This window comes from Pseudomonas sp. PDM15 (genome assembly GCF_014851565.1).
GTDB lineage: Bacteria > Pseudomonadota > Gammaproteobacteria > Pseudomonadales > Pseudomonadaceae > Aquipseudomonas.
The window spans coordinates 121,171-142,736 of sequence record NZ_JACVAA010000005.1 but is presented as its reverse complement, the minus strand read 5'-3'; the positions used below and the strand labels follow the sequence as shown (position 1 = coordinate 142,736).

The window sequence follows — 21,566 nt, the reverse complement described above, 5'->3', positions numbered from 1 at the left end:
GCGAGCCCGGCAAGCGGGCCCGTGTGTAGTCGACTGAGCTAGAGCGGCCTCGGTTCAGAGTTTTTTGCCCGGGTGACGCGATCCACCAGGTACACCAGGCCGTGGTAGTCGATGCCGCTGTGGGTCGACAGGCCGATCTCGCAGGTGCGGCTGGTGGAGATGCCTTCCTCGCAGATCTGCACCGCGTCCTTCAACGAGCGCAGCGAGTGGGCGTTCAGCTCCGGCGTGGTGAAGCCCTTGTCGCCGGCGAAGCCGCAGCAGTGGATGCCCTCGGGGATCACCACTTCCCTGGCGCAGCGGCGGGCGATGTCGATCAGGCCCTGGGCCTCGCCCAGGTGCTGGGTGGAGCAGGTGACGTGCACCGCCACCGGCTTGTCTTGCGGGGTGAACTCCAGGCGCTCGAACAGGTGTTCGCGGATGAACTTCACCGGGTCGTGCAGGCGCAGCCGCGAATCGAGGCCGTCCTGGATCAGGCGCAGGGTGCAGGGGCTGGTGTCGCAGTAGATCGGATCGAGGCCGCCGCGGCTGGCCTTGAGCAGCGCGTCGACCAGCTCCTGCTTCTTGCGCTCGGCCTGTTCCGGGTAGCCCTTGGAGGCGAACGGCTGGCCGCAGCAGAGGTTGTCCGCGTCCGCAGGGAACACCACCTGGAAGCCAGCCTTTTCCAGCAGGCGGCGGGTCTTGTCGATCAGCGGTGTCTGCTCGGCATCGGCGAAGGCCGGGCCCATGGCGCGCGAGATGCAGGCGGCGAGGTAGACCACGCGGGGCCGCGCATCGTCGCTGAACGCGGGCAGGTCGAGGTTGCGCACCGGCTGCGGCATGGCCGGCGTCCACTGCGGCACGCGGCCGGCGCTGGCCTTGTGCAGCAGGGCCGAGGTCTTGCCCAGCAGCGGTGCGCCCAGCAGCATGCGCGCGCCATTGGCCACGTGCAGCATGACCCGCGCGCCCTGCAGGGTACGGTGGAAGTTCGCGGCCAGCCAGTCGGCGCTGCGCCCGTGCTCGGCGTCGCGGGCGCGCAACTTGCGCACCAGGTCGCCGGTATTGATGCCCACCGGGCAGCGCTGCGAGCACAGACCGGTGGCGGCGCAGGTGTCCACGCCCTGATAGTGGTAGGCGGCTTCCAGTTCTGTGGTGTCGATACCGGCGCGTTTGCGCGCCTGGATATCGCGCCAGATGACGATGCGCTGGCGCGGCGTCAGGGTCAGCCCCTTGGACGGGCAGACCGGCTCGCAGAAGCCGCACTCGATGCACTTGTCGACGATCTCGTCGGCGGCCGGCAGCGGCTTGAGGTTCTTCAGGTGGATCTGCGGGTCGGCCGACAGCACCACGTCCGGGTTGAGGATGCCTTGCGGGTCGAACAGGCGCTTGATGGTCCACATCAGCTGGTAGGCCTCGCTGCCCCACTCCAGCTCGACGAAGGGCGCCATGTTGCGCCCGGTGCCGTGCTCGGCCTTGAGCGCACCGCCGAATTCCACCGCCACCAGCTGCGCCACGTCCTGCATGAAAGACTCATAACGCGCGACTTGGACTGGATCGTCGAAGCCCTGAGTGAAGACGAAGTGCAGGTTGCCCTCCAGGGCATGGCCGAACAGGATGGCCTCGTCGTAGCGATGCTTCTCCAGCAGCTCGATCAGGCGGTTGACGCCTTCGGCCAGGCGTTCTACCGGGAAGGTGACGTCCTCGATGATCACTGTGGTGCCGGTCTGGCGCACGGCGCCGACGGCGGGGAAGGTCTCCTTGCGGATCTTCCACAGCTGGTTGTAGACGGCCGGGTCCTCGCTGAAGTCGACCTGCTTTTCCATCGGGAAGTGGGCGATGGAGGCCATAATCCGGCCGATCTGCTCGTGCAGCAGCGATTGCGCCGCGGCGCGCGATTCGATCAGCAGGGCACAGGCGCCGTTCGACAGGCTCCGCACCCACTCGGGCATGCCCTGCATGTTTTCCACCGAGCGCAGGCTGCGGCGGTCGAGCAGCTCCACGGCGGACACCGGCTGCTGCTTGAGCAGCGGCACGGCCTGGCAGCAGCTCTCCACGTCGGGGAAGACGATCAGCGCGCTGGCCTTGTGCGGGTGCTCCGGCACGGTGTCGTAGGTCACTGCGCTGATAAAGCCCAGAGTGCCTTCGGAGCCGACCATCAGGTGGTTGAGGATGTCGATCGGCTCGTCGAAGTCGACCAGCGAATTGAGCGAGAAGCCGGTGGTGTTCTTCAGTCTGTACTTGTGGCGGATCTTGTCGGCCAGCGCGGTGTTGGCGCGGGTCTGCCGACCCAGCTCGGCCAGGGTGTCGAGCAGCGCGCCGTGGCTCTGGCGGAATGCCTCGATGCTGGCGGCGTCCTCGCTGTCCAGCACGCTGCCGTCGGCCAGCACCACGCGCAGGCCGGCGAGGGTCTTGTAGGTGTTCTGCGCCGTGCCGCAGCACATGCCGCTGGAGTTGTTGGCGACGATGCCGCCGATCTTCGCCGCGTTGATCGAGGCCGGGTCGGGGCCGATCTTGCGCCCCAGCGGCGCCAGCCAGGCGTTGGCCTGGGCGCCGATCACGCCGGGCTGCAGACGGATCTGTGCGCCGTTCGCGCGGATGTCGCGCCCGTTCCAGCTGTCGCCGAGGACGATCAGCACCGAGTCGCTGATGGCCTGGCCGGAGAGGCTGGTGCCGGCGGCGCGAAAGGTCACCGGCACGCGCTGGGCGCTGGCCAGTTCGAGCAGGCGCACCACCTCTGCCTCGGCCTCGACCCGTACCACCAGTTTGGGAATCAGCCGGTAGAAGCTGGCGTCGGTGCCGAAGGCCAGCGTCGACAGCGGATCGTCGAACAGGCGCTCGCGCGGGATCAGGCGGTGGACTTCGGCGAGGAAGGCGGCGGGCAGGCTCATGCGTGCTCCATGTATCACGGTGTTTTTATCTCCCCTCTCCCACTGGGAGAGGGGCCGGGGGTGAGGGTGCCGTGGGCGACTCGAACTTTCCCTCACCCTAGCCCTCTCCCGGAGGGAGAGGGGACTAGAACGTCAGACGCCCAGTTCACGCACCAGCGAATCGCGGCTGATCTCCGCGATCGACTTGGCGCCGGTCAGGACCATGGCCACGCGCATTTCCTTCTCGAACAGATCGAGCAGGTTGCTCACCCCGGCGCCACCGGCGGCGGCCAGGGCGTAGACGAAGGCGCGGCCGAGCATCACGCCGTCGGCGCCGAGGGCGAGCATGCGCACCACGTCGAGGCCGGTGCGGATGCCGGAGTCGGCAAGGATCTTCAGCTCGCCCTTCACCGCGTCGGCGATGGCCGGCAGGGCGCGGGCGCTGGACAGCACGCCGTCGAGCTGGCGGCCGCCGTGGTTGGACACGACGATGCCGTCGGCGCCGAATTTCACGGCGTCGCGGGCGTCCTCGGGGTCGAGGATGCCCTTGATCACCATCGGGCCGTCCCAGAATTCACGGATCCATTCCAGATCCTTCCAGGAGATCGACGGGTCGAAATTGGCCCCCAGCCAGCCGATATAATCGGCCAGGCCGGTGGGGTTGCCACGATAGGTGGAGATGTTGCCGAGGTCGTGCGGCTTGCCCAGCACGCCCACGTCCCAGGCCCAGGCCGGGTGGGTCATGGCTTGCAGCACCCGGCGCAGGGCGGCGTTGGGACCGCTCATGCCGGAGTGGGCATCGCGGTAGCGCGCGCCGGGGGTGGGCATGTCGACGGTGAACACCAGGGTGGTGACGCCGGCGGCCTTGGCCCGCTCCAGGGCATTGCGCATGAAGCCGCGGTCCTTCAGCACATAGAGCTGGAACCACATCGGCCGGTCGATGGCCGGCGCCACTTCCTCGATCGGGCAGACCGACACGGTGGACAGGGTGAAGGGAATGCCCTTGGCCGCCGCCGCCTTGGCCGCCTGCACTTCGCCGCGGCGGGCGTACATGCCGGTCAGGCCGACCGGGGCCAGGGCCACCGGCATGGCCAGCTTCTCGCCGAACAGCTCGGTTTCCAGGCTCAGCTCGGACATGTTCTTCAGCACGCGCTGCCGCAGGGCAATACTGGCCAGGTCCTCGACGTTGCGCCGCAGCGTGTACTCGGCGTAGGCGCCACCATCGATGTAGTGGAACAGGAACGGCGGCAGCTTGCGCTGCGCGGCGGCGCGGTAGTCGGTGGAGGCGGAGATGATCATTGGCTTCTCATCCGTTGGAAAATGGGAACAACGATGTTGCGGGCGGATCTCGCGAGCTAGAGCGAGACAAGGCAGACATGGCCGAGGGCGCGGAGTTTACGAGCTGTAAATGAGCAGCCCGAGCCCATGTCTAACGCTGTATCGCCGACGCGCAGCAGATCCGAATGTCCTCAATGCACGAGCATGCCGGTCAGCCAGTAGGCCTGGACCAGGGTGATCAGGCCGACGAAGGTGGCGAAGATCAGGCTGTGCTTGAGGGTGAAGCGGAACAGGTCGGATTCCTTGCCGACCATGCCGGTGGCGGCGCAGGCCACGGCGATGGATTGCGGCGAGATCATCTTGCCGGTCACGCCGCCGCTGGTGTTGGCGGCCACCAGCAGGGTGTCGTTGACTCCGATCTGGTGCGCGGTGGTGGCCTGCAGCGAACCGAACAGGGCGTTGGACGAGGTGTCCGAGCCGGTCAGGAACACGCCCAGCCAGCCGAGGAACGGCGAGAAGAACGGGAACAGCGCGCCGGTGCCGGCGAGGACCAGCGCCAGGGTGGTGGACATGCCGGAGAAGTTGGTGACGAAGGCGAAGGCCAGCACCATGCCGATCGACAGGATCGGCCACTTCAGCTCGATGAAGGTTTCCTTGAAAGTGGTCAGACCAGTTTTGATATCGATCTTCAGGATCAGCATGGAGATCAGGGCCGAGAAGAAGATCGCGGTACCGGTGGCGGAGATCGGGTCCAGCTTGAACACGGCCGGGATGGCAGTAGGCGCAGTGACTATCGGCGCGACCTTCATCACCAACTGGTCCAGGTGAGGGATTGCGAACAGGAAGACGAAGCTCTCCAGCGCGCCGCCTGGAGCGAACAGGGCCTTGAACGGCTTGAGGGTCCAGATGGTGACCAGCACGGTCAGCACCAGGAAGGGCGACCAGGCCTTGAGAATCTCGCCGAAGCTGTAGGGCGACGGGGTGGCGCCGCTCTGGCCGCCGAAACCGCCCAGGGTGGCGGCACCGCCGGAGACGCCGACTACTTCGCTGTCTTCGGCGCGACGCGGGCTCCAGACCTTGAGGAACAGGGTCAGGCTGATCAGGCTGACCAGAGCCGAGGTGATGTCCGGCAGTTCCGGACCGATGAAGTTGGAGGTGAAGTACTGGGTGACGGCGAAGCTGCCACCGGCGACCAGCGCGGCCGGCCAGGTTTCCTTCACGCCTTTCCAGCCATCCATCATCGCTACCAGCCAGAACGGCACGATGATCGACAGCAGCGGCAGCTGGCGGCCGGTCATGGCGCCAATCTTGAAGGCGTCGATGCCGGTGACCTGGCCGGCCACGGTGATCGGGATGCCCAGCGCGCCGAAAGCCACCGGTGCGGTGTTGGCGATCAGGCACAGGCCGGCGGCGTACAGCGGGTTGAAGCCGAGGCCGACGAGCAGGGCGGCGGTGATCGCCACCGGCGCGCCAAAGCCGGCCGCACCTTCGAGGAAGGCACCGAAGGAGAAGCCGATCAGTAGCACCTGCAGGCGCTGGTCGTCGGTTATCGACAGCACCGAGCTGCGGATCACCTCGAACTGGCCGCTCTTGACCGCGAGTTTGTAGAGGAACACCGCGGCGACGATGATCCAGGCGATCGGCCACAGGCCGTAGGCGAAGCCGTAGCCGGCGGCAGCGAAGGCTTTCTCGGCCGGCATGCCGAAGGCGAAGATCGCCACCAGCAGTGACAGCGCCAGGGTGATGGTGCCGGCGATGTGGCCCTTGAGGCGGAACACGGCCAGGGCCAGGAAGAAGAAGATGATCGGGATCAGTGCGGCGAACGCCGACAGGCCCAGGCTGCCGAGCGGGGTATAGAGCTGTTGCCAGGTTTGCATTGCGGGTGGCTCCCTAATTGTTTTTGGAGGTGCCTTGCGCTCGGTGATCGACAGGCTTCTGGCCTGGCGGCGGCAGATCGAGCGACGCGATGACTTAAGATAATTGGTCATACCAATTTACAAAGCCAGGCGCTCAGGGTAAAAGCCCGGCTCTTGGTGTGTCAATTTGTCCGTCTGCGACTTTGGTCGAACCGGCTCACCGCTTGCAGCTGCTTGCTGCTGCTGGCAGGGCTGGTTAGGCTGCCCGGCACAAGTCGCGAATGGCGGGCCAGACGGTTGCCGGGCGATAGGGAATGAGGGTGGAAAGTGGTATGACATTCGGTCAGGTGCGGCAGCGCCGCCTGTCGGACGACATCGTCAGTCAGCTCGAGTCGATGATTCTCGAGGGCACGCTGAAGGCTGGAGAGCGGCTACCGGCGGAGCGCGCGCTGGCCGAGCAGTTCGGCGTGTCGCGCCCGTCGCTGCGCGAGGCGATCCAGAAGCTGGTGGCCAAGGGGCTGCTGGTCAGTCGCCAGGGTGGCGGCAACTACGTGGCGGCCGAGCTGGGCTCGACCTTCAGCGATCCGCTGCTGCACCTGCTGGAAAGCAACCCCGATGCGCAGCGCGATCTGCTGGAGTTCCGCCATACGCTGGAGGGCTCCTGCGCCTTCTACGCGGCGCAGCGCGCCACGCCGGTCGACCACGAGCGTCTGCAGGCCGCCTTCGACGAGCTGCAGCGCTGCTATGCGCCGGACAGCAAGGCCAGCCGGGCGGAGGAAGGCGCGGCCGATGCGCGCTTCCACCTGGCCATCGCCGAGGCCAGCCACAACGCCGTGCTGCTGCACACCATTCGCGGCCTGTTCGATCTGCTCAGGCACAACGTGGTGACCAATATCGGCGGCATGTACCTGCAGCGCAGCGAGACGCGTGACCAGCTGCGCGCCCAGCATCAGGCGCTGTTCGAGGCGATCATCGAGCGGCGTGCCGAGGAGGCTCGGCAGCTGTCGAATCTGCATATCCAGTATGTGCAGGAGGTGCTGACCGAGGCCCAGCAGGAGGCCCGGCGGCTGGAGCGGGCGCAGCGCCGCCAGGGACTGTAAAAGAAAAGGGCGGATGATCCGCCCTTTGTCTTATTCGTCCTTGCCCTTGCTGCGCATGGCGCGCTGGACCTCGCGATCGGCGTCGCGCTCTTTCTCGGTGTGGCGCTTGTCGAAGTCCTTTTTGCCCTTGGCCAGTGCGATCTCGCACTTGATCAGGTGGGCCTTCCAGTAGATCGACAGGGCCACACAGGTATAGCCCTTCTGCTGTACCGAGCCGAACAACTTGTCCAGCTCGCGCTTGTTCAGCAGCAGCTTGCGGGTGCGGATAGGGTCGGCGATGACGTGGGTGCTGGCGGTCTTCAGCGGGGTGATGTGGCAACCCATGAGCCAGGCTTCGTCATCCTTGAGCAGGATATAGCTGTCTACCAGCTGCGCCTTGCCGGCGCGCAGGCTCTTCACTTCCCAGCCGGACAGGACCAGGCCGGCCTCGAACTTGTGTTCGATGAAGTAGTCGTGCAGCGCCTTTTTGTTCAGCGCGATGGTCCCGGTGGGGTGTTTCTTCTGCTTGGCCATAGGGCGCGCATTATAGGGAGTCGATGCGCCCCTGGCGACAGGTGTGCTTGAGAGGGGTGGTCCAATTCCGCACAATGCGCGCTCCGTGGCGCTGGCAGGCTGGCGCGGCAGTTCAGGAACAAAAGGCTGATGACTACCCGTATCCAACGCTCGGCCCTGTTGCCCTATCCGGCGCAGGCCCTCTATGACCTGGTCAACGATGTGGCCAGCTATCCGCAATTCCTGCCCTGGTGCGCGGCATCCGAGGTGCTGGAATCCAGCGAGAGCGAGATGCGCGCGACCCTGACGGTGGCCAAGGGTGGCATCAGCCAGCAGTTCACCACGCGCAACCGCCTGGTGCCGGGCAAGTCCATGGACATGCAGCTGGTGAACGGTCCATTCTCCAAGCTGCACGGTGTGTGGGAGTTCAAGGCGCTCGGCGACAAGGCCTGCAAGATCAGCCTGGACATGACCTTCGATTACGCCGGGCCGCTGGTCAAGGCGACGCTCGGTCCGCTGTTCACCCAGGCGGCCAACACCATGGTCGATGCCTTCTGCCAGCGGGCCAAGCAGCTCTATGGCTGAGATCGACATCGAGGTGGTGTACGCCCTCGAAGGCGAGCAGCGCCTGCTGCACCTGAGCGTGCCGGCCGGCACCACCGTGCGCGAGGCGGCGCTGCGCTCGGGCATGCAGGCGCACTTTCCTGGTCTCGATCTGAACGCCGCTGTGCTGGGCATCTTTGGCAAGCTGGTGGCCAAGCCGGAGGAGCGGGTGCTGGAAGCGGGTGAGCGGGTCGAGATCTACCGGCCTCTGTTGGCTGATCCCAAGGAAGTGCGCAAGGCGCGTGCGGCGCGAGCCAGGGCGGCGCAGCAAGGCGACTGAGTGCTTTCCAGCGGCCATGAAAAAGCCCGGCATTGGCCGGGCTTTTTCGTTGTGGCGGATTACTGCGGCTGCGGGTCCAGCGGCTCCGGGATCGGCACCGGGATCGGCTCGGCGGCGTCCACTTCGTCCTGGATCTGCTCCAGCAGGGAGCCCGGCTTGGCCGGTTCTTCGGTCTGCTGCTGAGGCTGCTGGTTGATGCTGGTGTCACTGCCTTCGCCGAGGATTTCCTGGTCGCGGCTGACGCCCGGCATGAAGTCACCGGCCAGGCCGATCAGTTGATCGCTGCCGTCGAACATCAGGCTGATGCGTTCCTGGTAACGCTGACGACCACCCGGTTGAATGCTGTACAGATAGTCCCAGCGCTTGGCGTGGAAGGTATCGGTGATCAGCGGGTTGCCCATGATAAACCGCACTTGGCGCTGGGTCATTCCGGGCTTCAACTGGTCTATCATGTCCTGTGTAACGACATTGCCCTGCTGGATGTCGATTTTGTAGACCCCGGGAAACGAACAGCCGGCGAGCGCGAACAGACCCACGAGGGTGAGGCTGGGCAGCAAGAGCTTGGTGTTTTGCATCGGTGGGTGACTTCCACTATCTTGGCTGGGCAAATTAAACCCCGATCATACCCGCATTAACGGGAGCTGCGAAGCAGCAACCACGAGAAAGCTGACCATGGTTGAAAACAACGAACTGCGTAAGGCTGGCCTCAAGGTCACCCTGCCGCGCGTGAAGATTCTGCAGATGCTCGACTCGGCCACTTCCGGCCAGCGCCACATGAGTGCGGAAGACGTATACAAGGCTCTGATGGAGGCCGGCGAAGATGTAGGCCTGGCCACCGTCTACCGCGTGCTGACCCAGTTCGAGGCCGCCGGCCTGGTCGAGCGCCACAACTTCGATGGCGGCCATGCCGTGTTCGAGTTGGCCGACGGCGGGCACCACGACCACATGGTCTGCGTGGATAGCGGCGAAGTGATCGAGTTCTTCGATCCGGAGATCGAGAAGCTGCAGAAAGAGATCGTCAAGCAGCATGGCTTCGAGTTGGTCGATCACAATCTGGTGCTGTACGTGCGCAAGAAGAAGTAAGCGCAGCCTGTACTGGATAGAGAAAAGGCGCTCCGCGGGGCGCCTTTTTCATGGGCGGCTTTTGGTGTCAGCTCTGGGCGCTGGTGACCATCTTGCGTGCGTGCTGCAGGGATTCCTCGGTGAGGTCGACGCCGCCGAGCATGCGCGCCACCTCTTCGACGCGCTGCGCGGTATCCAGATTGGCCACGGCGGTGCGGGTCTCGGCGCTGTCGCGCTGCTTGTGCACGAACAGATGATGGTGGCCCTGGGCTGCGACTTGCGGCAGGTGGGTGACGGTCAGAACCTGGCCGCGCTCGCCCAGGCGGCGTAGCAGCTGACCGACCACTTCAGCGGTGGGGCCGCCGATGCCGACGTCCACTTCGTCGAACACCAGGGTCGGTACCCGCGAGGTCTGCGCGGTGATCACCTGGATGGCCAGGCTGATACGCGACAGCTCGCCGCCCGAGGCGACCTTGGCCAAGGATTTCAGTGGCTGGCCCGGGTTGGCGCTGACCAGGAATTCCACCTGTTCCAGGCCATGGGGTTGCGGCTCTTCGGCACTGCCGGCCTGCAGTTCGATGCTGAAGCGACCGCCGGGCATGCCGAGGGTCTGCATCTCAACCTGCACGGCTTCGGCCAGGCGACTGGCGGCCTGCTGGCGCAGGGCGCTCAGTTCGGCGGCTTTCTCCTGATAGTGACGGGCGTAGGCGGCCAGCTCCTCGCCCAGGCGCTCCACCGCCTCGTCATCGGCGTTGAGGCTTTCCAGCTCTTCCAGCAGGCTCTGCTGCAGCTCGGCCAACTCGAAGGGTTGCACCCGATGCTTGCGCGCCAGGCTGTAGATGGCGTCCAGGCGCTCTTCCAGCAACTGCTGGCGCTGCGGGTCAGCGTCGAAATGGTCGAGGAAGCGATTCAGCTCGCCGACCGCTTCCTCGACCTGGATCTGCGCACTGGCCAGCAGGTTGGTCGCTTCGCCCAGGGCGCCGGGCTGGCTACTGAAGGCGGTAAGGCGGTTGAGGCTGGCGGTGAGGGCGGACAGCACGTTGCCGGCGTCGCTCTCGCTGCACAGGTCGAGCACCTGGCGGCATGCGCCGAGCAGCTGTTCGGCGCTGCTCAGGGTCTTGTGCTCCTGCTCCAGCCGTTCCAGCTCGTTGTCACCCAGGCCCAGGTTCTCCAGTTCTTCCAGCTGGTAGCTGAGCAACTGGTGGCGGGCGCGCTGCTCGTCGCCGGTCGACGACAGGCGCTGCAGTTCCTGGCGGGTCTGGCGCCAGCGCTGGGCGGCAAGGTGAACCTGGCGCGCCAGCTCCTGGCTGCCGGCGTATTCGTCGAGCAGGCGGCGATGGGTGTCGGGCTTGAGCAGCGACTGGTGCTCGTGCTGGCTGTGGATGTCGATCAGCAGCTCGCCGAGGGCCTTGAGGTCGCCGAGCGGGCAGGGCGCGCCGTTGATGTAGCCGCGCGAGCGGCCTTCGCTGGTAATGACGCGGCGCAGGATGCACGGGCCGTCGTTGTCCAGGTCACGCTCGGCGAGCCAGGCGCGGGCCTCGGCGATGTCCTCCAGGTCGAAGCTGGCGAGGATGTCCACCTTGTCGGCGCCAGGGCGGACCACGCCGCTGTCGGCGCGATCACCGAGAGCCAGGCCAAGGGCGTCGAGCATGATCGATTTGCCGGCGCCGGTTTCGCCGGTGATCACGGACATGCCGCGTTCCAGCTCCAGATCCAGGTGTTCGACGATGGCGTAGTTGTGAACGGACAGGTGCACCAGCATGGAGAGCGCTCCCAAAAGTTTGTGCTGGCTATTTATACAGTGTTTTGTTTTGTCCCGGCAATAACCCTTGAAACCGTGCGACCGGCCCCCATATAGGCGGCAAGAAGCGCGGGCCATGACCCGCCGATGTATAGACAGGAGGAACCAATGGCAGACGAACAGACCCTGGATACGACGAACCCGGAAGAGCAGCTGGCGCCCGAGATGGCCGTCGGCGACGAGCTGGCTGCCCGTGTGCAGAGCCTCGAAGAGCAGCTGGCCGCCGCCCAGGACAATTCCCTGCGCGTGGCCGCCGACCTGCAGAATGTGCGCCGCCGCGCCGAGCAGGACGTGGAGAAGGCGCACAAGTTCGCTCTGGAAAAGTTCGCCAACGACCTGCTGCCGGTGGTCGACAGCCTGGAGCGTGGCCTGGAGCTGTCCAGCCCCAACGACGAGGCGATCAGGGCTGTGCGTGAAGGCATGGAGCTGACCCTCAAGCTGTTCCACGACACCCTCAAGCGCTACCAGCTGGAGGCGGTCGATCCGCATGGCGCGCCGTTCAATCCCGAGCATCACCAAGCCATGGCGATGGAAGAGAGCACCCACGTCGAGCCGAACACCGTGCTCAAGGTGTTCCAGAAGGGCTACCTGCTCAACGGTCGCCTGCTGCGCCCGGCCATGGTCGTGGTGAGCAAGGCGCCAATGGCGCCGCCGCCCTCCATCGACGAGCAGGCTTGAAATTCATCGGCTCGACCCCATCTGTTACAGCAAGCGAATTCATAGCTGACGCGGCGGGCATGACAGGCCGCGGTTAACGACAAAGTTTCGGAGAATTTGAACATGGGCAAAATCATCGGTATCGACCTGGGGACCACCAACTCCTGCGTCGCCATTCTGGAAAACGGTAACGTCAAGGTCATCGAGAACGCCGAAGGCGCGCGCACCACGCCGTCGATCATCGCGTACGCCAACGATGGCGAGATCCTGGTCGGCCAGTCCGCCAAGCGTCAGGCCGTGACCAACCCGCACAACACCCTGTACGCGGTGAAGCGGCTGATCGGTCGCCGCTTCGACGAAGAAGTCGTGCAGAAAGACATCAAGATGGTGCCTTACAAGATCGCCAAGGCCGACAACGGTGACGCCTGGGTCGAAGTGAACGGCCAGAAGATGGCGCCGCCGCAGATTTCTGCGGAAGTGCTGAAGAAGATGAAGAAGACCGCCGAAGACTACCTCGGCGAGCCGGTGACCGAGGCGGTCATCACCGTGCCTGCCTACTTCAACGACAGCCAGCGCCAGGCCACCAAGGACGCCGGCCGCATCGCCGGTCTGGACGTCAAGCGCATCATCAACGAGCCGACCGCGGCTGCGCTGGCCTACGGCATGGACAAGGCCAAGGGCGACCACACCGTGATCGTCTATGACCTGGGTGGCGGTACCTTCGACGTGTCGGTGATCGAGATCGCCGAAGTCGACGGCGAGCACCAGTTCGAAGTACTGGCCACCAACGGCGACACCTTCCTCGGTGGTGAGGACTTCGACATCCGCCTGATCGACTACCTCGTCGACGAATTCAAGAAAGAGTCCGGCATCGACCTGAAGGGCGATCCGCTGGCCATGCAACGCCTGAAGGAGGCTGCCGAGAAAGCCAAGATCGAGCTGTCGTCCGCCCAGCAGACCGACGTCAACCTGCCGTACATCACTGCCGATGCGACCGGTCCGAAGCACCTCAACGTGAAGATTTCCCGAGCCAAACTGGAAGCCCTGGTCGAGGAGCTGGTGACCCGCACCATCGAGCCGTGCCGCATCGCCCTGAAGGACTCCGGTCTGGACGTTGGCAGCATCGACGAAGTGATCCTGGTCGGCGGTCAGACCCGTATGCCGCTGGTGCAGCAGAAGGTCGCCGAGTTCTTCGGCAAGGAAGCGCGCAAGGACGTCAACCCGGACGAAGCCGTGGCCATCGGTGCAGCCATTCAGGGCGCCGTACTGGCTGGTGACGTGAAGGACGTGCTGCTGCTCGACGTCTCCCCGCTGACCCTGGGTATCGAAACCATGGGCGGCGTGATGACCGCGCTGATCGAGAAGAACACCACCATCCCGACCAAGAAGTCGCAGGTGTTCTCGACTGCCGACGATAACCAGAGCGCCGTGACCATTCACGTGCTGCAGGGCGAGCGCAAGCAAGCCGCGCAGAACAAGTCGCTGGGCAAGTTCGACCTGGCCGAGATCCCGCCGGCCCCGCGTGGCGTGCCGCAGATCGAAGTGACCTTCGACATCGACGCCAACGGCATCCTGCACGTCGGTGCCAAAGACAAGGCCACCGGCAAGCAGCAGTCGATCGTGATCAAGGCCAACTCCGGTCTGTCCGACGAGGAGATCGAGCGCATGGTGCGTGACGCCGAGGCCAACGCCGAGGAAGACCGCAAGTTCGAGGAGCTGGCCGCTGCCCGCAACCAGGGCGATGGTCTGGTCCATGCCACTCGCAAGATGATCACCGAGGCTGGCGACAAGGCGACTGCCGACGAGAAGGCGGCCATCGAGAAGGCCATCGGCGAACTGGAAGCTGCCCTCAAAGGCGACGACAAGGCTGCCATCGAGGCCAAGATCAACGCCCTGTCCGAAGCTACCACTCCGCTGGCGCAGAAGATGTATGCCGAGCAGCCGCAACCGGGCGCTGCCGCCCAAGGCGCGGATGATGCCAAGGACGCCGGCGACGACGTGGTCGACGCCGAGTTCGAAGAGGTCAAGGACAACAAGTAAGCTACGGCTTGCTTCCGTTCCAGCCTGCCGAAGCCTGGCTTCGGCGGGTGCGATTCGCCGCGCGGGAGCATGCTCCCGCGTTGGTGTGTCTGGGGCAGACGAATTTAAAGGTGTAGATGTATGGCCAAACGTGACTATTACGAAGTGCTCGGTGTGGAGCGCGGCGCCAGCGAAGCGGACCTGAAGAAGGCCTACCGCCGCCTGGCGATGAAGCACCATCCCGACCGCAATCCGGACGACAAGGCCGCGGAAGAGAAATTCAAGGAGGCCAACGAGGCTTACGAGGTGCTCTCCGACGCCGCCAAGCGCTCGGCTTACGACCAGTACGGCCATGCCGGCGTCGACCCGCAGATGGGCGGCGGTGGCGGCTTCGGCGCGGGCGGTGCGAACTTCTCCGACATCTTCGGCGATGTGTTCAGCGATTTCTTCGGTGGCGGCGGTCGCGGCGGTCAGCGTGGCGGCGCCCAGCGCGGCAGTGACCTGCGCTACACCCTCGAACTGGACCTGGAAGAGGCGGTGCGCGGCACCACCGTGACCATTCGCGTGCCGACCCTGGTTGGCTGCAAGACCTGCGATGGCAGCGGCGCCAAGAAGGGCACCAGTCCGGTGACCTGTACCACCTGCGGCGGCATCGGCCAGGTGCGCATGCAGCAGGGCTTCTTCTCAGTGCAGCAGACCTGCCCGCGCTGCCACGGCAGCGGCAAGATGATCACCGACCCCTGTGGCAGCTGCCATGGTCAGGGCCGCGTGGAAGAGAGCAAGACCCTGTCGGTCAAGGTGCCGGCGGGTGTCGATACCGGCGACCGTATTCGTCTGTCCGGCGAAGGCGAGGCGGGCTCCCACGGCGGGCCTTCAGGCGATCTGTACGTGGTGGTCAACGTGCGCGAGCACCCGATCTTCCAGCGCGACGGCAAGCACCTGTACTGCGAGGTGCCGATCAGCTTTGCCGACGCGGCGCTGGGCGGCGAGCTGGAAGTGCCGACCCTGGATGGCCGGGTCAAGTTGAAGATCCCGGAAGGCACCCAGACCGGCAAACTGTTCCGCCTGCGTGGCAAGGGCGTGGCGCCGGTGCGCGGCGGCGGTGCTGGCGATCTGATGTGTCGGGTGGCGGTGGAAACGCCGGTCAATCTGGACAAGCGCCAGCGCGAGTTGTTGGAAGAGTTCCGCAAGTCGCTGGAAGGCGACAGTTCCCACTCGCCCAAGGCCAGCGGCTGGTTCGACGGCATGAAGCGCTTCTTCGGCGACATCTAAGGAACAGGCTATGCAACGTATCGCAGTGATGGGCGCCGCCGGGCGCATGGGCAAGATCCTCATCGAGGCGGTCGGCCAGGCGGAAGGCGCGCAGCTGAGCGCGGCGGTGGATCGCCCGGACAGCAGCCTGATCGGCGCCGACGCAGGCGAACTGGCGGCGCAGGGCAAGATCGGCGTGACCCTGGCGGGTGACCTGAATGCCGTGCTGGATCAGTTCGATGTGCTGATCGACTTCACGCACCCCTCGGTGACCCTGAAGAATCTGGAAGTCTGCCGCCAGGCGGGCAAGGCCATGGTCATCGGCACCACCGGCTTCTCGCCGGAGGAAAAGCAGCTGCTGAGCGAAGCGGCCAAGCAGATTCCGATCGTCTTCGCCGCCAACTACAGCGTCGGCGTCAATCTGTGCCTGAAGCTGCTGGATACTGCCGCCCGCGTGCTGGGTGATGATGTCGATATCGAGATCATCGAGGCGCATCACCGGCACAAGGTCGACGCGCCGTCCGGCACCGCCCTGCGCATGGGGGAAGTGGTGGCCAATGCCCTGGGGCGTGATCTGCAGAAGGTCGCGGTCTATGGTCGCGAGGGCCAGACCGGCGCCCGCGAGCGCGAGACCATCGGTTTCGCCACCGTGCGTGCCGGCGATGTGGTTGGTGATCACACCGTGCTGTTCGCCGCCGATGGCGAGCGAGTGGAGATTACCCACAAGGCGTCCAGTCGCATGACCTTCGCCAAGGGCGCGGTGCGTGCGGCTCAATGGCTGCAAGGGCAGTCTGCCGGCCTTTATGACATGCAGGACGTGTTGGGGCTGAACTGAAATGCCTGAACGGTCCATGCAAGCTGTGGACCGAAAAGGGCTTTTCCTGTAAGCTTCCCGCTTTAGTGTGTCCACTAAAAGTAACGCAGAATGAATCAGATAAAGAAGCGGGGTGACGGTCAATACGTCATCCCGCTTTTTTACAACCTGCGTTTGTGCAAGTTTCAGATCTAAGGGAGGTCTTCTTGACTAAGCCAGCCATTCTCGCCCTTGCCGACGGCAGCATTTTCCGCGGTGAAGCAATCGGGGCCGACGGCCATACCATTGGTGAGGTGGTGTTCAACACCGCCATGACCGGCTATCAGGAAATCCTCACCGATCCTTCCTATGCCCAGCAGATTGTCACCCTGACCTACCCGCACATCGGCAACACCGGCACCACGCCGGAAGACGCCGAGTCCAACCGTGTGTGGGCCGCCGGCCTGATCATGCGCGACCTGCCGCTGACCTCCAGCAACTGGCGCAACAAGCAGCCGCTGGACGAGTACCTGAAAGAGAACGGTACCGTCGCCATCGCCGGCGTCGACACCCGTCGCCTGACCCGCATCCTGCGCGAGAAGGGTTCGCAGAACGGCTGCATCCTGGCTGGCGCAGACGCCACTGAGGAAAAAGCCCTGGAGCTGGCGCGCAGCTTCCCCGGCCTGAAAGGCATGGACCTGGCCAAGGTGGTCAGCTGCACCGAGCGCTACGAGTGGCGCACCAGCGTGTGGAACCTGAAAGACGACAGCCATCCGGAAATCGCCGCCAGCGAGCTGCCTTACCACGTGGTCGCCTATGACTACGGGGTCAAGACCAACATCCTGCGCATGCTGGTCGAGCGCGGCTGCCGCCTGACCGTGGTGCCGGCCCAGACTCCTGCCAAGGACGTACTGGCGCTGAACCCGGACGGCGTGTTCCTCTCCAACGGCCCTGGCGACCCCGAGCCGTGCGACTACGCGATCGCTGCGATCAAGGAAGTGCTGCAGACCGAAATTCCGGTCTTCGGCATCTGCCTCGGCCACCAGTTGCTGGCCCTGGCCTCCGGCGCCAAGACCGTGAAGATGGGCACCGGCCACCACGGTGCCAACCACCCGGTACAGGACCTCGACAGCGGCGTGGTGATGATCACCAGCCAGAACCACGGTTTCGCCGTGGACGAGCCGAGCCTACCGGCCAACCTGCGCGCCACTCACAAGTCGCTGTTCGACGGCACCCTGCAGGGCATCGAGCGTACCGACAAGGATGCCTTCAGCTTCCAGGGTCACCCGGAAGCCAGCCCGGGCCCGCACGACGTCGCCCCGCTGTTCGACCGCTTCATCGAAGCCATGGCCAAGCGCCGCTAAGCCCCGCCGACTGACCCAAGGATTCGAGTAAGAAACATGCCAAAACGTACAGACATCAAAAGCATCCTGATCCTCGGCGCCGGCCCCATCGTCATCGGTCAGGCCTGCGAGTTCGACTATTCCGGCGCCCAGGCCTGCAAGGCCCTGAAGGAAGAAGGCTTCCGCGTCATCCTGGTGAACTCCAACCCGGCCACCATCATGACCGACCCGGCCATGGCCGACGCCACCTACATCGAGCCGATCAAGTGGGCCACCGTGGCCAAGATCATCGAGAAGGAACGTCCGGACGCGCTGCTGCCGACCATGGGTGGCCAGACCGCGCTGAACTGCGCCCTGGACCTGGAAAAGCACGGCATCCTGGAGAAATTCGGCGTCGAGATGATCGGTGCCAACGCCGACACCATCGACAAGGCCGAAGACCGCTCGCGCTTCGACAAGGCGATGAAAGACATCGGCCTGGCCTGCCCGGTTTCCGGCATCGCGCACAACATGGAAGAAGCCTACGGCGTGCTGGAGAAGGTCGGCTTCCCCTGCATCATCCGTCCGTCCTTCACCATGGGCGGCACTGGCGGCGGCATCGCTTACAACCGTGAAGAATTCGAAGAGATCTGCGCCCGCGGCCTGGATCTGTCGCCGACCAGCGAGCTGCTGATCGACGAATCGCTGATCGGCTGGAAGGAATACGAGATGGAGGTGGTCCGCGACAAGAAGGACAACTGCATCATCGTCTGCTCCATCGAGAACTTCGACCCGATGGGCGTGCACACCGGTGACTCGATCACCGTGGCGCCGGCACAGACCCTGACCGACAAGGAATACCAGATCCTGCGTAACGCCTCCCTGGCGGTGCTGCGCGAGATCGGCGTGGAAACCGGCGGTTCCAACGTGCAGTTCGGCATCTGCCCGAACACCGGCCGCATGGTGGTGATCGAGATGAACCCGCGCGTGTCGCGTTCCTCGGCCCTGGCCTCCAAGGCCACCGGCTTCCCGATCGCCAAGATCGCCGCCAAGCTGGCCGTGGGTTACACCCTGGACGAGCTGCAGAACGACATCACCGGCGGTCGCACCCCGGCCTCGTTCGAGCCGGCCATCGACTACGTCGTGACCAAGATCCCGCGTTTCGCCTTCGAGAAGTTCCCGAAAGCCGACGCCCGCCTGACCACCCAGATGAAGTCCGTGGGTGAGGTCATGGCCATCGGCCGCACCTTCCAGGAGTCCATGCAGAAAGCCCTGCGCGGCCTGGAAGTCGGCGTTGCCGGCTTCGACGAGAAGCTCGACCTGAACGACCCGGAAGCCGAGAGCACCCTGCGTCGTGAACTGACCGTGCCCAGCGCCGACCGCGTCTGGTACGTGGCCGATGCCTTCCGTGCCGGCAAGACCGTCGCCGAAGTGTTCGACCTGACCCGCATCGACGAGTGGTTCCTGGTGCAGATCGAAGACCTGGTCAAGGACGAAGAGCGCATCAAGACCCTGGCGCTGTCGGCCATCGACCGCGACCTGATGTACAAGCTCAAGCGCAAAGGCTTCTCCGACATCCGTCTGGCCAAGCTGCTGGGCGTGACCGAGAAGACCCTGCGCAGCCACCGCCACAAGCTGAAAGTGCTGCCGGTGTACAAGCGCGTCGATACCTGCGCCGCCGAGTTCGCCACCGACACCGCCTACATGTACTCGACCTACGAGGAAGAGTGCGAGGCCAACCCGAGCGGTCGCGACAAGATCATGATTCTCGGCGGCGGCCCCAACCGTATTGGCCAGGGCATCGAGTTCGACTACTGCTGCGTACACGCGGCGCTGGCCATGCGTGAAGACGGTTACGAGACCATCATGGTCAACTGCAACCCGGAAACCGTTTCCACCGACTATGACACTTCCGACCGCCTGTACTTCGAGCCGGTGACCCTGGAAGACGTGCTGGAAATCGTCCGCGTCGAGCAGCCGAAAGGCGTGATCGTGCAGTACGGCGGCCAGACTCCGCTGAAACTCTGCCGCGCCCTGGAAGAGGCCGGCGTGCCGATCATCGGTACCTCGCCTGACGCCATTGATCGCGCCGAAGACCGCGAGCGCTTCCAGCAGATGGTCCAGCGCCTGAACCTGCGTCAGCCGGCCAACGCCACCGCGCGCAGCGAAGACGAGGCCCTGGCCCTGTCCAAGTCCATCGGCTACCCGATGGTCGTGCGCCCGTCCTACGTACTGGGCGGCCGTGCCATGGAAATCGTCTACCAGGAAGAAGAACTCAAGCGCTACATGCGCGAAGCCGTGAAGGTGTCCAACGACAGCCCGGTGCTGCTGGACCGCTTCCTCAATTGCGCCATCGAAGTCGACATCGACGCGGTCTGCGACGGCGAGACCGTGGTGATCGGCGCGATCATGCAGCACATCGAACAGGCCGGCGTGCACTCCGGTGACTCCGCCTGCTCGCTGCCGCCGTACTCGCTGCCGGCGCACATCCAGGACGAGATCCGCGACCAGGTCAAGAAAATGGCCCTGGAGCTCGGCGTGGTCGGCCTGATGAACGTGCAGATGGCTGTGCAGGGCGAGGACATCTACGTCATCGAAGTGAACCCGCGCGCCTCGCGTACCGTACCGTTCGTCTCCAAGTGCGTCGGCGAGTCGCTGGCCAAGGTGGCTGCTCGCGTCATGGCGGGCAAGTCGCTGGCCGAAGCCGGTTACGCCGAGGAAGTGATTCCGCCGTACTTCAGTGTCAAGGAAGCGGTTTTCCCGTTCGCCAAGTTCCCGGGCGTCGACCCGATCCTCGGCCCGGAGATGAAGTCCACCGGTGAAGTGATGGGCGTCGGCGACAGTTTCGGCGAGGCCTTTGCCAAGGCACAGCTGGGTGCCAGCGAGATCCTGCCAAACTCCGGTTGCGCCTTCATCAGCGTGCGCGAAGACGACAAGGCGCAGGCCGTCGAGGTCGCGCGCGATCTGGTCAACCTGGGCTTCGAAGTGGTCGCTACCGCCGGTACCGCCAAGGTGATCGAGGCTGCCGGCCTGCCGGTGCGTCGCGTGAACAAGGTGACCGAGGGTCGTCCTCACGTGGTCGACATGATCAAGAATGACGAAGTCACCCTGATCATCAATACCACCGAAGGCCGTCAGTCTATCGCTGACTCCTACTCCATCCGTCGTAACGCCCTGCAGCACAAGATCTACTGCACCACCACCATCGCGGCTGGTCAGGCGATCTGCGAAGCGCTCAAGTTCGGTCCCGAGAAGACCGTGCGTCGCCTGCAGGACCTGCATGCAGGAATCAAGGCATGAACAAGTACCCCATGACCGTCCAGGGCGCTCGCGCCCTGGAAGAAGAGCTGGCCCATCTGACCAAGGTGGTGCGTCCCAAGCTCAGCCAGGACATCGGTGAGGCGCGCGAGCTGGGCGACCTCAAGGAGAACGCCGAGTACCACGCCGCCCGCGAACAGCAGGGCATGGTCGAGGCGCGTATTCGCGACATCGAAGGCCGCCTGCAGCACGCGGTGGTGATCGACGTCACCACCATCGCCCACACCGGCAAGGTGATCTTCGGTACCACTGTCGATATCGCCAACTGCGAGACCGACGAGAGCGTGACCTATCAGATCGTTGGTGAGGACGAGGCCGACATCAAGATCGGCAAACTGTCTGTCAGCTCACCCATCGCCCGCGCCCTGGTGGGCAAGGAAGAGGGCGATGTGGTGGCGGTGAAGACGCCGAGCGGCCTGGTCGAGTACGAGATTGTCGAAGTCCGCCATATTTAAGCGCCAGCCGCTAAGGGCTGGTGCGATCAGTTGGCAGCTGGCCCAGACCTTCTGGGTTGGTGGCCTGTGGCTGCTGCACTTCGTCATGCTGCCGACGCTGGAGAAGATGGGCCTAGCGCCGCTGCTGATCGAAGAGGTCAATGCGGCGCTCAGCCCGCTGCTGATCGGCTTTGCTGCGTTCTGCGTGGTGCTTCAGGGCATGGTGTTGGCACAGGCGCAGGGGCTGTCCAGCCTGTGGCGCGAGTTGCGCGGCCAGTTGCTGCTGATCGTGCTGGTCATGGCCGTTGTGTTCTTCGCCGTGCGCCAGTGGCAGCCGGACGCGGCGCGCTGGTTGCAGTTCAACTATCTGGTGCTGGCACTGTGCGGCCTGGTGCTGGTGCTGCAACCGCTGCCGGGGCAGCGGAGCGAGTAAGGCGGGAACGCAAGAACAGGCCTT

General features: G+C 64.8%; 18 protein-coding genes. 12 read left to right on the top strand and 6 right to left on the bottom strand.

The annotated features are described in order from the left end of the window. Window positions 1-38 precede the first annotated feature (38 nt). The 3 genes from IB232_RS15295 to IB232_RS15285 all read right to left on the bottom strand — a co-directional run bounded on the left by IB232_RS15295 (window position 39) and on the right by IB232_RS15285 (window position 5,998). On the bottom strand, window positions 39-2,864 hold the full coding sequence (locus tag IB232_RS15295; protein ID WP_192399472.1) for an FAD-binding and (Fe-S)-binding domain-containing protein: 2,826 nt from the start codon (window positions 2,862-2,864) through the stop codon (window positions 39-41). 132 nt (window positions 2,865-2,996) lie between these two features. Further along, window positions 2,997-4,142, bottom strand: a complete 1,146-nt coding sequence (lldD, locus tag IB232_RS15290) for an FMN-dependent L-lactate dehydrogenase LldD (RefSeq protein ID WP_192399471.1) — start codon at window positions 4,140-4,142, stop codon at window positions 2,997-2,999. Between the two features lie 170 nt (window positions 4,143-4,312). Continuing rightward, complete coding sequence (locus tag IB232_RS15285) at window positions 4,313-5,998, bottom strand: lactate permease LctP family transporter (RefSeq protein ID WP_192399470.1); 1,686 nt, start codon at window positions 5,996-5,998, stop codon at window positions 4,313-4,315. 311 nt (window positions 5,999-6,309) lie between these two features. Here IB232_RS15285 and IB232_RS15280 point away from each other — a divergent pair, with 311 nt between their 5' ends. After that, a complete protein-coding gene (locus tag IB232_RS15280; RefSeq protein ID WP_192399469.1) occupies window positions 6,310-7,077 on the top strand; it encodes an FCD domain-containing protein in 768 nt (255 codons plus the stop codon). 30 nt (window positions 7,078-7,107) lie between these two features. Here IB232_RS15280 and smpB read toward each other — a convergent pair whose 3' ends face one another. Then, window positions 7,108-7,590 (bottom strand): SsrA-binding protein SmpB, encoded by a 483-nt coding sequence (gene smpB, locus IB232_RS15275; protein ID WP_137971016.1) that lies wholly within the window; start codon window positions 7,588-7,590, stop codon window positions 7,108-7,110. Window positions 7,591-7,719: 129 nt separating this feature from the next. Between smpB and IB232_RS15270 the strand changes: the two genes are divergently transcribed. Beyond that, a complete protein-coding gene (locus IB232_RS15270; RefSeq protein WP_192399468.1) occupies window positions 7,720-8,154 on the top strand; it encodes a type II toxin-antitoxin system RatA family toxin in 435 nt (144 codons plus the stop codon). After that, window positions 8,147-8,452 (top strand): RnfH family protein, encoded by a 306-nt coding sequence (locus IB232_RS15265; RefSeq protein WP_192399467.1) that lies wholly within the window; start codon window positions 8,147-8,149, stop codon window positions 8,450-8,452. Before IB232_RS15270 ends, IB232_RS15265 begins: the two co-directional genes overlap by 8 nt. A 59-nt stretch (window positions 8,453-8,511) precedes the next feature. On the opposite strand, the gene IB232_RS15260 is transcribed toward IB232_RS15265, so the two are convergent. Further along, window positions 8,512-9,027 (bottom strand): outer membrane protein assembly factor BamE, encoded by a 516-nt coding sequence (locus IB232_RS15260; RefSeq protein WP_192399466.1) that lies wholly within the window; start codon window positions 9,025-9,027, stop codon window positions 8,512-8,514. 97 nt (window positions 9,028-9,124) lie between these two features. On the opposite strand from IB232_RS15260, the gene fur reads away from it, so the two are divergent. After that, the gene (gene fur / locus IB232_RS15255) at window positions 9,125-9,535 is read left to right on the top strand and encodes a ferric iron uptake transcriptional regulator (RefSeq protein ID WP_192321966.1); all 411 of its coding nucleotides are present in this window, start codon (window positions 9,125-9,127) and stop codon (window positions 9,533-9,535) included. Between the two features lie 67 nt (window positions 9,536-9,602). Here the strand turns inward: fur and recN are convergent, their stop codons facing one another. Then, window positions 9,603-11,276 (bottom strand): DNA repair protein RecN, encoded by a 1,674-nt coding sequence (gene recN, locus IB232_RS15250; RefSeq protein ID WP_192399465.1) that lies wholly within the window; start codon window positions 11,274-11,276, stop codon window positions 9,603-9,605. Window positions 11,277-11,423: 147 nt separating this feature from the next. On the opposite strand from recN, the gene grpE reads away from it, so the two are divergent. The 8 genes from grpE (at window position 11,424) to IB232_RS15210 (ending at window position 21,542) form a co-directional block, all read left to right on the top strand. Continuing rightward, a complete protein-coding gene (grpE, locus tag IB232_RS15245) occupies window positions 11,424-11,993 on the top strand; it encodes a nucleotide exchange factor GrpE (protein WP_192399464.1) in 570 nt (189 codons plus the stop codon). 102 nt (window positions 11,994-12,095) lie between these two features. After that, window positions 12,096-14,012: a molecular chaperone DnaK gene (gene dnaK / locus IB232_RS15240; RefSeq protein ID WP_192399463.1), complete on the top strand. Its 1,917-nt coding sequence runs from the start codon at window positions 12,096-12,098 to the stop codon at window positions 14,010-14,012. A 120-nt stretch (window positions 14,013-14,132) separates the two neighbouring features. Continuing rightward, complete coding sequence (gene dnaJ / locus IB232_RS15235) at window positions 14,133-15,263, top strand: molecular chaperone DnaJ (protein WP_192399462.1); 1,131 nt, start codon at window positions 14,133-14,135, stop codon at window positions 15,261-15,263. 10 nt (window positions 15,264-15,273) lie between these two features. Beyond that, on the top strand, window positions 15,274-16,077 hold the full coding sequence (gene dapB, locus IB232_RS15230) for a 4-hydroxy-tetrahydrodipicolinate reductase (protein WP_192399461.1): 804 nt from the start codon (window positions 15,274-15,276) through the stop codon (window positions 16,075-16,077). A 185-nt stretch (window positions 16,078-16,262) separates the two neighbouring features. Further along, window positions 16,263-17,399, top strand: coding sequence for a glutamine-hydrolyzing carbamoyl-phosphate synthase small subunit (carA, locus tag IB232_RS15225; protein ID WP_192399460.1), 1,137 nt, complete (start codon window positions 16,263-16,265; stop codon window positions 17,397-17,399). A gap of 36 nt (window positions 17,400-17,435) precedes the next feature. Further along, a complete protein-coding gene (gene carB / locus IB232_RS15220) occupies window positions 17,436-20,657 on the top strand; it encodes a carbamoyl-phosphate synthase large subunit (RefSeq protein ID WP_192399459.1) in 3,222 nt (1,073 codons plus the stop codon). Beyond that, entirely contained in the window at window positions 20,654-21,130 is a 477-nt protein-coding gene (gene greA / locus IB232_RS15215) for a transcription elongation factor GreA (protein WP_192399458.1), read from the top strand. The genes carB and greA overlap by 4 nt, the downstream gene beginning before the upstream one ends. Further along, entirely contained in the window at window positions 21,108-21,542 is a 435-nt protein-coding gene (locus IB232_RS15210; protein ID WP_192399457.1) for a DUF4149 domain-containing protein, read from the top strand. Before greA ends, IB232_RS15210 begins: the two co-directional genes overlap by 23 nt. The last annotated feature ends 24 nt before the right edge of the window (window positions 21,543-21,566 follow it).

Coding starts and splice junctions, on each gene's coding strand:
- IB232_RS15295 (WP_192399472.1), bottom strand. CDS start 2,864: ATGAGCCTGCCCGCCGCCTTCCTCGCCGAAGTCCACCGCCTGATCCCG.
- lldD (WP_192399471.1), bottom strand. CDS start 4,142: ATGATCATCTCCGCCTCCACCGACTACCGCGCCGCCGCGCAGCGCAAG.
- IB232_RS15285 (WP_192399470.1), bottom strand. CDS start 5,998: ATGCAAACCTGGCAACAGCTCTATACCCCGCTCGGCAGCCTGGGCCTG.
- IB232_RS15280 (WP_192399469.1), top strand. CDS start 6,310: ATGACATTCGGTCAGGTGCGGCAGCGCCGCCTGTCGGACGACATCGTC.
- smpB (WP_137971016.1), bottom strand. CDS start 7,590: ATGGCCAAGCAGAAGAAACACCCCACCGGGACCATCGCGCTGAACAAA.
- IB232_RS15270 (WP_192399468.1), top strand. CDS start 7,720: ATGACTACCCGTATCCAACGCTCGGCCCTGTTGCCCTATCCGGCGCAG.
- IB232_RS15265 (WP_192399467.1), top strand. CDS start 8,147: ATGGCTGAGATCGACATCGAGGTGGTGTACGCCCTCGAAGGCGAGCAG.
- IB232_RS15260 (WP_192399466.1), bottom strand. CDS start 9,027: ATGCAAAACACCAAGCTCTTGCTGCCCAGCCTCACCCTCGTGGGTCTG.
- fur (WP_192321966.1), top strand. CDS start 9,125: ATGGTTGAAAACAACGAACTGCGTAAGGCTGGCCTCAAGGTCACCCTG.
- recN (WP_192399465.1), bottom strand. CDS start 11,276: ATGCTGGTGCACCTGTCCGTTCACAACTACGCCATCGTCGAACACCTG.
- grpE (WP_192399464.1), top strand. CDS start 11,424: ATGGCAGACGAACAGACCCTGGATACGACGAACCCGGAAGAGCAGCTG.
- dnaK (WP_192399463.1), top strand. CDS start 12,096: ATGGGCAAAATCATCGGTATCGACCTGGGGACCACCAACTCCTGCGTC.
- dnaJ (WP_192399462.1), top strand. CDS start 14,133: ATGGCCAAACGTGACTATTACGAAGTGCTCGGTGTGGAGCGCGGCGCC.
- dapB (WP_192399461.1), top strand. CDS start 15,274: ATGCAACGTATCGCAGTGATGGGCGCCGCCGGGCGCATGGGCAAGATC.
- carB (WP_192399459.1), top strand. CDS start 17,436: ATGCCAAAACGTACAGACATCAAAAGCATCCTGATCCTCGGCGCCGGC.
- greA (WP_192399458.1), top strand. CDS start 20,654: ATGAACAAGTACCCCATGACCGTCCAGGGCGCTCGCGCCCTGGAAGAA.